Genomic DNA, 10,898 nt, shown 5'->3' with positions numbered 1-10,898 from the left:
AATCAAAGCGATTTATATAATGAAGGTGGTTACATTATGATAAAACTCAACTATTCAAAAGCGTCTGAATTTATAAATGACGACGAAATTAAGAATATGAAAACCGCGGTTTTAAGCGCGCAGAACACTCTTGATGAGAAAAACGGCGCAGGATGTGATTATTTGGGCTGGACGACACTTCCTGCAAATTATGACATAAACGAATTTGAAAGAATTAAAAAAGCGGCGGCTAAAATAAGAGAAAACTCCGACGTTTTGGTTGTTATCGGTATCGGCGGTTCATACCTCGGCGCAAAAGCGGCGCTCGATATGCTCACCAATTCGTTTTACAACCTTTTGGACAAAAACGACAGAAAAGCTCCGCAAATTCTTTTTGCCGGCAACAGCATAAGCTCGAATTATCTTCACGATTTGGTAAATCTCGTTAAAGACAAAGACATCAGCGTTAACGTTATTTCGAAATCGGGAACGACAACCGAGCCGGCGCTTGCTTTCAGAATTTTTAAAGAGCTTTTGGAGAAGAAATACGGCAAGGACGGTGCAAGAGAAAGGATTTTTGCGACAACCGACAAGGCTAAAGGAACTCTTAAATCGCTTTCCGACACGGAGGGTTACGAAACTTTTGTTATCCCCGACGACGTTGGCGGAAGATTTTCGGTTTTAACTCCCGTCGGACTTTTGCCGATTGCGGTTGCGGGCATTGACATTGACGCTATGATGCAGGGTGCAAAGGACGCTATGGAGGAATACAAAAAGCCGTACGAAGAAAACGACTGCTTAAAATATGCGGCACTGCGAAACATTCTTCTCCGCAAAGGCAAAACGACCGAAATTATGGTTAACTATGAGCCTTGTATGCAGTATTTTTCGGAGTGGTGGAAACAGCTTTTCGGCGAGAGCGAGGGCAAAGACGGCAAAGGTATTTTCCCGGCGTCGGTTAACTTCTCGACCGACCTCCATTCAATGGGACAGTATATTCAGGACGGCGCAAGAATTATTTTTGAAACCGTTTTGAAGGTTGACGAGCCGACGAACGATATTATTATCGATGAGGTTGACGGCAATATTGACGGACTTAACTTTCTTGCGGGAAAAGGCGTAAACTATGTTAACAGCAAAGCTTTTGAGGGTACTCTCCTTGCGCACACCGACGGAAATGTTCCCAACATTGTTATAAATATCCCCAAAATCGACGCTTATCACTTCGGCAATTTGGTTTACTTCTTTGAAAAAGCGTGCGGTGTTTCGGGATATATTCTCGGTGTAAATCCGTTCAATCAGCCTGGCGTTGAGGCATACAAAAAGAATATGTTTGCACTCCTCGGCAAACCCGGATACGAAGATATGAAAGCCGATTTGGAAAAAAGATTATAATAAACTGCATTAAAATGATAAAAATTTCCGTTGTTTTGACGAAACAACGGATTTTTTATTGACATAGCGCCGATTTTGTATTATCCTATAAGTTAGAGAAAAATTAAGGAGTTAATTTTAATGAGCAAAAGAGAAGATTTGAGAAATATTGCTATTATCGCGCACGTTGACCACGGCAAAACAACGCTGGTTGACGCTATGCTCAAACAGGGCGGCGTGTTCAGAGAAAATCAGCACGTTGACGAGCGCGTTATGGATAACAACGACCTCGAAAAAGAAAGAGGAATTACAATTTTGTCGAAAAACACTTCGCTTATGTATAACGGAGTGAAAATCAACATTGTTGACACACCGGGACACGCGGACTTCGGCGGTGAGGTTGAGCGTGTTCTTAAAATGGTTGACGGCGTTTTGGTGCTTGTAGACGCGTTCGAGGGCTGTATGCCCCAGACGAGGTTTGTGCTTAAAAAAGCGCTTGCGCTCAACTTAAAGCCGATTATCGTTATAAACAAAATCGACCGTCCGAATGCGCGCCCGTATGAAGTTGTGGACGAGGTGCTGGAGCTGTTTTTGGAGCTTGACGCTACCGAGGAGCAGTTTAATTCACCTGTTGTTTTTGCGTCAGCGCGTGACGGATATGCAACGCGCCACCCCGAAAAGCACGACGGCAGTATGAAACCGCTTTTCGATATGATTTTGGAAAATGTAAATCCGCCCGAGGGCGACGAGGACGCACCTTTGCAGTTCCTTATTTCAAACATCGACTACGACGATTATGTCGGCACAATGGCGCTCGGCAGGGTTGAACGCGGTGTTATAAAAGTGGGACAGTCCACAACGCTTTGCTCAAAGGACGGCACAACAAGAAATGTTAAAGTCGGAAAAATTTATCAGTTCCAGGGCTTAAACAGAGTTGAGGTAACCGAGGCGAAGGTCGGCGACATTGTCAACGTTTCGGGACTCGGCAAAATAAACATCGGCGAAACGCTTTGCGACGCAAACTGCATTGAACCGCTTCCGTTCGTTGAAATAGACGAGCCTACGCTTTCGATGACGTTCAGCGTTAACAACAGTCCGTTTGCAGGCCAGGACGGCGAATTTGTAACGTCAAGACATCTGCGCGACAGACTTTTTAAAGAAATGGAAACAAATGTAAGCTTAAAGGTTGAAGAAACCGACTCCGCCGACGCGTTTAAGGTATCGGGAAGGGGAGAACTTCACCTTTCGGTGCTTATCGAAACAATGCGCCGTCAGGGTTATGAATTCCAGGTTTCGCGCCCTGTTGTTATCAACAAAAAAATAGACGGCAAAATGATGGAGCCGATTGAGCTTCTTATGATAGACGTTCCCGAGGACTGCGTCGGAGTGGTTATAGACAAGCTTGCCGAGAGAAAAGCGCAGATGGTTAATATGACGGGCGGGAACGGCGGTTATACAAGGCTGGAGTTTAAAATTCCGTCGAGAGGAATTATCGGCTACCGTTCAATTCTTATGACCGATACGCGCGGAAACGGCGTTATGAACCACGTTCTTTCGGGTTATGAGGAATACAAGGGCGACATTCCGGCACGTCAGCGCGGTTCGCTTGTTGCGTTTGAAACGGGCGAAAGCGTAACCTACGGACTTTTCAACGCGCAGGACAGAGGCACTATGTTTATAGGACCGGGCGAACAGGTTTACTCGGGTATGATTGTGGGCGAAAACTCGCGTGTTGACGACGTTGAGGTTAACGTCTGCAAGAAAAAACACGTTACAAATATGCGTGCGTCGGGTTCGGACGAGGCTTTAAGACTTGTTCCGCACACAGTTTTGTCGCTTGAACAATGCATTGAATTTATCGCGGACGATGAGCTTTTGGAGGTTACTCCCAAGCATTTGAGATTGAGAAAGAAAATTCTTGACAAAACGCTCCGCGCAAAGGCAAGGAGCAAAAACTAATCCGCGGAGGTGATTTGCCGTGGTTAATTTCGGCAATGACTGGGACGAGGTATTAAAAGGCGAATTTGACAAAGAATATTATATAAAACTGCGTTCGTTTCTCAAAAACGAATATGCAACAAAAACGGTTTATCCGTCAATGTACGACATTTTTAACGCGCTCAAATGGACGCCGTACAAAGATACGAAAATCGTCATAATAGGACAGGACCCGTATCACGGCGTAAATCAGGCGCACGGGCTTGCTTTTTCGGTGAAAAAGGGCATTGCAATTCCGCCGTCGCTGGTGAATATTTATAAGGAATTAAACCGCAGTTTGGGGTGCTATATCCCTAACAACGGCTATTTGGAAAAGTGGGCGCGTCAGGGCGTTTTATTGCTCAATGCGTCGCTCACGGTTATAAAAGACAGGGCAAACTCACACTCGGCGATTGGGTGGGAGATTTTCACCGACGACGTTATACGCTGTTTAAACGAGCGCACCGAGCCTGTTATATTTCTTTTGTGGGGTAGTTTTGCGGCAAAAAAGGCGGCGTTTATAGATAAAAAAAGGCACTATGTGCTCACCGCGCCGCACCCGAGTCCGCTCTCGGCTCACCGCGGATTTTTGGGCTGCAATCATTTTAAAACTGCAAATGAAATTCTTGTAAAAAACGGAAAAGAGCCGATTGACTGGCAGATAGAAAATATTTAATTTTTTGGAGGTTATCATTATGAGCGAATGTACTCACGATTGTTCAAACTGCGGCGAAAGCTGTGCATCGCGCGACCCTAAAAGCTTTTTGGAAAAACCGCACGCGCTCAGCAATATTAAAAAAGTTATCGGTGTTGTGTCAGGCAAAGGCGGTGTCGGCAAGTCGCTTATCACGGGACTTATGTCGGTGCTCACAAGCCGTGCCGGATATAAAACCGCAATTTTGGACGCGGACATTACAGGTCCGTCGGTGCCGAAGATGTTTAATCTTACAAAGCGCGCGGAAACCGACGACAGCGGAATTTATCCCGTAAAAACAAAAACGGGAATTGACGTTATGAGCATAAACCTGCTTTTGGAGGAGCCGACCGACCCCGTTGTGTGGAGAGGTCCCGTCATTGCAGGCGCGGTTAAGCAGTTTTGGACTGACGTTATCTGGGGTGACGTTGATTATATGTTTATTGATATGCCTCCCGGAACGGGTGATGTTCCGCTTACGGTGTATCAGTCAATTCCGATTGACGGAATTATTGTTGTGACATCTCCGCAGGATTTGGTGTCTATGATTGTCGGCAAGGCGGTTAAAATGGCGCAGATGCTCGATATTCCGATTTTGGGACTGGTTGAAAATTTCAGCTATGTTCAGTGTCCCGACTGCGGTAAAAAAATCGAGGCGTTCGGCAAAAGCAAGGCTGATAAGGCGGCGGAAGACCTCGGAATTGATACGGTTTGCAAGCTTCCTGTCGACACAAAGCTTGCGTCGGCGTGTGACAAGGGTATGATTGAGCTTTTCGAGGGCGACTGGCTTAATTTGATGCTGAAAAAGATTGTTACAATGAAGTAAAGCAGATTTGCGAAAAAATTTGCATAATACGGCTCTCTTGCAGAGTGCGGGAGAGCCGTATATGTTGTTTTTACAGAAGCAAGCACGGGAGAATTTTCGCAATTTTAATCGGATATTTATAAGAATTGATAAAAAATTTAGAAATATTTGCTTTAAAACACTTGACTATTGATGTGTTTTGTTGTATAATGGCAAGGTAGTGTTCACGCTGCACTGTTTTTAATATTTGGACAGGTATCGAAGAGGTCATAACGGCCCTGACTCGAAATCAGGTAGTCGCGCAAGCGGCTCGTGGGTTCGAATCCCACCCTGTCCGCCAATTATGCGGGTTTGCTTACTTTTGCGAACCCGCATTTACTTTGTGTTTTTTGCCCAATTTTGCCTTAAACCTCTCCATTATTCGTTACCGTACAGTATATTCTTCATCTCTTTTGTTGCGGAAACCTTATCCGCATAATCAAGATGAGAATAAATATTTGCCGTTGTTGCATAATCGCTGTGACCGAGTATCATTTGAATTTGTTTCATACTTACACCGTTTTTCAGCATTATGCTCGCTGCCGTGTGTCTGCAATCGTAAAGCCTTAAATTTCGGATATTGTTTTTCTTGATAATTCTCTTAAAATTATCAGAAAGAGTTCTCGGTCGTATCAACTCCCCGATTTCATTAACGCACACATAATCCGAGTATTTGCTGCAATAACCGCTTTTGAAAAGCTTTTTGCACTCATAAATACTCTTTCTTTTTTCGTCCAAAAGCTCTTTAATCGGTGCTACCAGCGGCAGACTTCTAAAGCTGCTGTTGTTTTTGGTCAGGTCTTTTTGTATCATTTGCAAATGTCCGTCAACTCTTGTTTCGGTTACTGTATGACCGATAAGAATACTGTCATTTTCAAAATCAATGTTAGACCATTTAAGACCGATTGCTTCTTCTCTGCGTAATCCGTAAAACAGCATCATCGTAATCGGAATTTCAAAAATTGTGTCACTCACCAAAGCAAGAATTTTTTGAGATTCTTCAATCGTATAGGCTTGCCCGTGAAAAGGCTGTGCTTTCGGAGGTTCAACGCAATCCATAGGATTGGAATCAATAATTTGAAGCCGCCGTGCATCTTTAAATGCTTTGTGTATATTTGCGTGATACCTTTTAACCGTTTTACCCGATACGCGCTTCATCTGCTCAGTGTAAAAATCCTGAATATGCTGCGCCGTAACATCTCTGAGCTTAAATTCAAGCGGCTTGAAATACGGTATAATTATGCTGCACACATTGTCGCGATAGCCGCTGTATGTAGTAAGCTGAATACTCGGTTTGACGCGTTCAAGCCATTGTTGCATATAATCCGTGAAAAGAATGTCCGTTGCCGAATCGCCGCTTGCGGCGATTTCAGCTTCCTGTTCACGCATAAAGTCGATAAGCATATCGTTTGCTCGTTTTTTATTTCCTCGTTCAGCCAATCCGGTGCTTTTTGATTTGCGGCGGCGTTTTCCGGCATCGTCTATCCACGAAAGCTTCATATGATAAACTCCGCCGATTGCCTCCAAATGTCCCGAAACCTTAACTTCTTTTTTCGTTTTCATCACTACCTTCCTACTACAAGCATTTCAATCAGCTTTGATTTTACTATCTTATATTCCCGACCGACCTTTACGGCGTGAATATCCTTGCTTTTGATTGCTTTATAGATTGTTTTCTTGCTTACATCAAGAATTTCAGCCGCTTGGTCTGCCGACAGAACATCGGGATATTGTTTAAATTTGCGTGTGTCGTTTATAATGCTCATATTTCTGACCTCCTTTCCGATATAGTATATGTACGGATATACAGAACGATTATAAAGTTAAATATACTTATCGTCGTTTATAGTATATCACACGCTTATAAGTTTGTCAAGTATTATTTTTCAAAAATATTTTATAATCGTTTTGTGTATTTGTTGACTTTTAAAAAACGATATGATATAATAGATACAAGTATTATGTATATTCGTTATATAAAGTAGGTGTGTTATGAAAGATAATATAAAGATATTCGGCTTTTCAAAAAACAAGCGGACATACTATAAGTTAAAATTCAGTCAGATAGAGGAAACTGAGATAAGCTCTGTTTCGGGCAAAGCGGTTTTTGATTTTTTGTGGATCGACGGGAGCGATTTTGAAACTATATTCACAAAAATACTTTCGTCATTTGCCGCAGGCGGTGTAAGTGAGGCTATAACGATTGCTGCACCGTTCGTAGATAAAAACAGCTATTTAACGGTCTATATTGCTGCATTTATCGAATACCTTGCCGAGGGAACAGATGATAAAGCTCTTGCGGAATTTACGGCGTTTATGGGCAGTGATTTTGCAGCGCCTCCAAAAGATTCGGCGCATTATATGATGAATTTTATCAATGCTATGACAGCAAGTATTGAGCAGAAAAAAGCTGAAATTAAGTTTTATATAAATGATATTATGAAAGATAAAAACGGCTCCCTTAATCAGCGTTTTGTAAACTACGGAAAAGAGAGCAAACTGTTTGATTTTCAATTTGATTCGCATTTTGATTTTGAAAGCGATGTAATTATCTACCCTCTCGAAACTATGGATGATGTAATTCGCTTTGATATAATGCAGATGCTTGCAAATAAGATTAAATTCAAGCCGTGTAAATGCTGCGGTCATTATTTTGTGCCCGGCGGGCGCACAAGCAGCGAATACTGCGACAGAATTATGCCCGGCGAAACAAGACCTTGCAATGAGTTCGGCGCACTTAAAACATTTGATATCACTCATAAAAACGACGATATTCATAAAGCCTATATCACCGCTTACCGCCGTATGGACTCGCGTCAGCGCGCAAAGCTCATCACTAAAGATGAATTTAAAAAGTTCGGAAAAATCGCCCGTGCCGAGCGTAAAAAATGCTATAACGGCGAAATAACTCTTGAACAGTTCAAAACTTGGCTTGACGATTTTAGATAAATATGTAGCAAAGCAGCAGATTGTGGTCTGCTGCTTTTGTGGATTATACTCTGTTTGAAGTTCTATATGTTTCCTGTGCCAATGTAGCCATAACCGTATCATAAAAGCGTTTATCCTCAAACAATTTTGAAAACGCCTTCATCTGTTCCATATAACAGTCCTGCGCAACCTGTTTGAACACTTCGGGAAATATTGACTTTGTATAAACTTCCTCATCATTTTTCTGTGCCTGACGGTTTAGTTTCTTATTTTCCTTTGCTCTGTTGTAAAGTGTTTCAACAATAACTCTGTCACCCTCCGAAAAAATACCGTCAAACCGTTCATTTATTTTGCTGATAATTTCTTCAAGCAAAGCATCTTCTTCGGACATAAATCCGGCCGTTTTTAATGACTTCGGATTTTCGAGCGTTTTTGTTGCTTCCGTCGGTGCTAAACTAATATCTCCGTGAAAATCCTCTTGAATTTTATAGTATTCAAGTTTCAGCTTATCCTCCAAATCAACATTGCGTGTGTCGCTGACCGGCGGCAGCATTTTTTCAAGGTATTGCGTATATGTGTATTCCTCCTGCAAAGACCTGTCAAACATTCTGCTTATCTGCGTAATATATGAATACCACTTATTAAAATTTTTAACCGTTTTCTTGACCTCAAACCTTTCTTCCTCATTCATTGCCTCATACCTTGCCACAACGGGCTTTAAAAGGCTTGTGAGTGTTCCCAAATCGCTGTCATTTTGGTCCTTTTTTAAGAATATTTTTAAAAATTCCTGTATATCATTTTCATCATATATTCCTTTTTGACGGAGAAGCTGTCTTGTATCATAAATCATATTGACATTGATTTCTTCATCAAGATATGTAGCCTCATAGTACGGCTCAAAGGCTTTTTGTATATCATCTGCAGTGTTTACAAAATCCAGCACAAATGTATCTGTTTTGCCCGGACATATACGGTTAAGCCTTGAAAGTGTCTGCACTGCTTTGACATCTTTCAGCTTTTTATCGACAAACATTGTGTGCAGCAACGGCTCGTCAAATCCCGTCTGGTATTTTTCCGCAACAACAAGCATTGCATATTCGTCTTTGTTAAATTCCGACGGCAGCTGACTTTCTTTTATGGTTGTTCCGTCCTTTCGTTTGTTCAAGCCTTCTTCGGTGTACTCAAATTCGCCGTCTTTCACAACGCCCGAAAAGGCAATAAGAATTTCAACATCATCATATCCGTGACTTTCAATATAGCGTTTCATCTCGTGATAATATCTTATTGCGTGAAGCCGCGACGCCGTTACAACCATTGCTTTTGCTCTGCCGTTTATTTTATTTTTTGTAACGCTTCTGTATGTTTCAATAATAATGGCGGTTTTCTGTGCAATGTTGTGAGGGTGCAGTTCCTTGTACCTCAAAACAGCCTTTACTGCTTTGTTTGCCGGCACTTCGGGGTTGTCCGGCGTTTGTTTTGCAATGCGGTAACAGGTTTTATAGTGCATAAAATTTTTGAGCACGTCTAAAATAAAGCCTTCCTCAATAGCCTGTTTCATAGAATAAATATGAAACGGTCTGAAGCCTTTGCCGTTTTCTCTCGGTGTGCCGAATATTTCAAGCGTTTTTGATTTCGGTGTGGCGGTGAAGGCAAAGAACGAAAGATTTTTGTGTTTTCCGTGCGACAGCATTTCATCAACCAGCTTGTCCTCTTGGTCTTTTACCTCATCTTCCGCAAGACCTTCAAGCTCGGCATATTCTCTTAATGCGTCCTCTGTGTCGGCAAGGGCGGTTTTCAATTTTGCGGCATTTTTTCCTGTCTGTGAATTGTGCGCCTCATCAACAATAATTGCAAACCGCCTGTCGGTGGTATCGTCAATTTCATTGTAGATATACGGAAATTTTTGAATTGTTGTTATAATGATTTTCTTACCGTTGTTTATAGCCGCTTTTAAATCGGCTGAATGTTTGTCATCATCAATTTTTTCGACAACGCCTTTTGTATGGTCGAATCCATAAATTGTGTTCTGTGTTTGGCGGTCAAGCACGGTGCGGTCGTTGACAACTATAACAGATGTGAATATAGGTTTATTGTCCTTGTCGTGCAATTCGGTAAGCTGATATGCAAGCCAAGCGATAGAATTACTCTTGCCTGAGCCGGCGGAGTGCTGAATAAGGTAATTATGCCCCGAACCGTTGTCCTTAACATCTGCGACCAGCTTTGACACAACGTCTAACTGATGAAAACGCGGAAATATCAGTTTAACCGATTTCTTTTTGACTTCTTTTCCGTTTGAATAAACAATCTTTTCTTCCTCAACTCTCTGCAAAAACCTTTGAAGTATATTTAAAAGACTGTCCTTTGTCAAAACCTTTTCCCAAAGGTAGCTTGTGGCGTACCCGTTTTTGTTTTCGGGGTTTCCTTTGCCTCCGACATTGCCGGCGCCGTTTGAGCCTTGATTAAACGGCAGAAAGAATGTTTTTTCTCCGTCGAGCTTTGTTGTCATTGCAACTTCGTACAAATCAACGGCAAAATATACGAGAAAACGGTTGTCAAAACGGAAACAAAACTCTTTCGGGTTTCTGTCCGTCATAAACTGCTTTTTTGCATTGGCAACACTTTGCCCCGTTAATTGGTCTTTCAGCTCCAAAGCAACAACAGGTATTCCGTTTACGGACAGCACCATATCAATAGAATTTTCATTCTCGGTTGAATATTTAAACTGCCTTGTGCAGGTTACAATGTTTGAATTGTAATCGGCAAGCACGGAATCGTTGAGCGTTGTGTTTTCTTTGAAAGATACAATTTTTATTTTTGCACCCCTATCTTCAAAGCCGTGCTTTAAAACATAGGTCAATCCGAACGTGTCAACACATTCCTGAAAACGCTTGTATAATCTCTTTTCAGCGTCTGCACCATAATTTCTTTCGTACTTTTGCCACTCTTTCGGCTGCGTTGCCTTTATGTATTGTATCAGCTTCGGCAGGTCAATGGCGGTCTCGCGGTTATATGTCGATAAATTGCCCTTTGTATATCCGCCGTAGTTTAACATATAGCTTTCTATGTCCTGCTCAAAGCGTTTTTCTTTTATATCCATAGATT

At 42.1% G+C, this 10,898-nt stretch carries 8 protein-coding genes and 1 tRNA gene; 6 read left to right on the top strand and 3 right to left on the bottom strand.

Features of this window, described 5'->3' with window-relative positions; genetic code table 11:
• Positions 1-36 precede the first annotated feature (36 nt).
• The 5 genes from H8706_RS05875 to H8706_RS05855 all read left to right on the top strand — a co-directional run bounded on the left by H8706_RS05875 (position 37) and on the right by H8706_RS05855 (position 5,169).
• A complete protein-coding gene (locus H8706_RS05875) occupies positions 37-1,374 on the top strand; it encodes a glucose-6-phosphate isomerase (RefSeq protein ID WP_262431872.1) in 1,338 nt (445 codons plus the stop codon).
• Between the two features lie 120 nt (positions 1,375-1,494).
• A complete protein-coding gene (gene typA, locus H8706_RS05870; RefSeq protein ID WP_178347777.1) occupies positions 1,495-3,312 on the top strand; it encodes a translational GTPase TypA in 1,818 nt (605 codons plus the stop codon).
• A 19-nt stretch (positions 3,313-3,331) separates the two neighbouring features.
• The gene (gene ung / locus H8706_RS05865) at positions 3,332-4,006 is read left to right on the top strand and encodes a uracil-DNA glycosylase (protein ID WP_262431871.1); all 675 of its coding nucleotides are present in this window, start codon (positions 3,332-3,334) and stop codon (positions 4,004-4,006) included.
• A gap of 19 nt (positions 4,007-4,025) precedes the next feature.
• On the top strand, positions 4,026-4,850 hold the full coding sequence (locus H8706_RS05860; protein ID WP_262431870.1) for an Mrp/NBP35 family ATP-binding protein: 825 nt from the start codon (positions 4,026-4,028) through the stop codon (positions 4,848-4,850).
• Between the two features lie 228 nt (positions 4,851-5,078).
• Positions 5,079-5,169 (top strand) — tRNA-Ser (locus H8706_RS05855).
• 77 nt (positions 5,170-5,246) lie between these two features.
• Here H8706_RS05855 and H8706_RS05850 read toward each other — a convergent pair.
• Entirely contained in the window at positions 5,247-6,431 is a 1,185-nt protein-coding gene (locus H8706_RS05850; protein WP_262431869.1) for a tyrosine-type recombinase/integrase, read from the bottom strand.
• Between the two features lie 2 nt (positions 6,432-6,433).
• Entirely contained in the window at positions 6,434-6,634 is a 201-nt protein-coding gene (locus H8706_RS05845; RefSeq protein ID WP_178347781.1) for a helix-turn-helix domain-containing protein, read from the bottom strand.
• Positions 6,635-6,860: 226 nt separating this feature from the next.
• On the opposite strand from H8706_RS05845, the gene H8706_RS05840 reads away from it, so the two are divergent.
• A complete protein-coding gene (locus H8706_RS05840) occupies positions 6,861-7,817 on the top strand; it encodes a DUF6076 domain-containing protein (protein ID WP_262431868.1) in 957 nt (318 codons plus the stop codon).
• 43 nt (positions 7,818-7,860) lie between these two features.
• On the opposite strand, the gene H8706_RS05835 is transcribed toward H8706_RS05840, so the two are convergent.
• Positions 7,861-10,893: a type I restriction endonuclease subunit R gene (locus H8706_RS05835; RefSeq protein ID WP_262431867.1), complete on the bottom strand. Its 3,033-nt coding sequence runs from the start codon at positions 10,891-10,893 to the stop codon at positions 7,861-7,863.
• Between the last annotated feature and the right edge of the window lie 5 nt (positions 10,894-10,898).

The sequence above is a fragment of the Qingrenia yutianensis genome (assembly GCF_014385105.1).
Taxonomy (GTDB): Bacteria; Bacillota; Clostridia; order UMGS1810; family UMGS1810; genus Qingrenia; species Qingrenia yutianensis.
The sequence above is the reverse complement of the archived record's forward strand: the minus strand, read 5'-3'. Positions and strand labels throughout refer to the sequence as shown.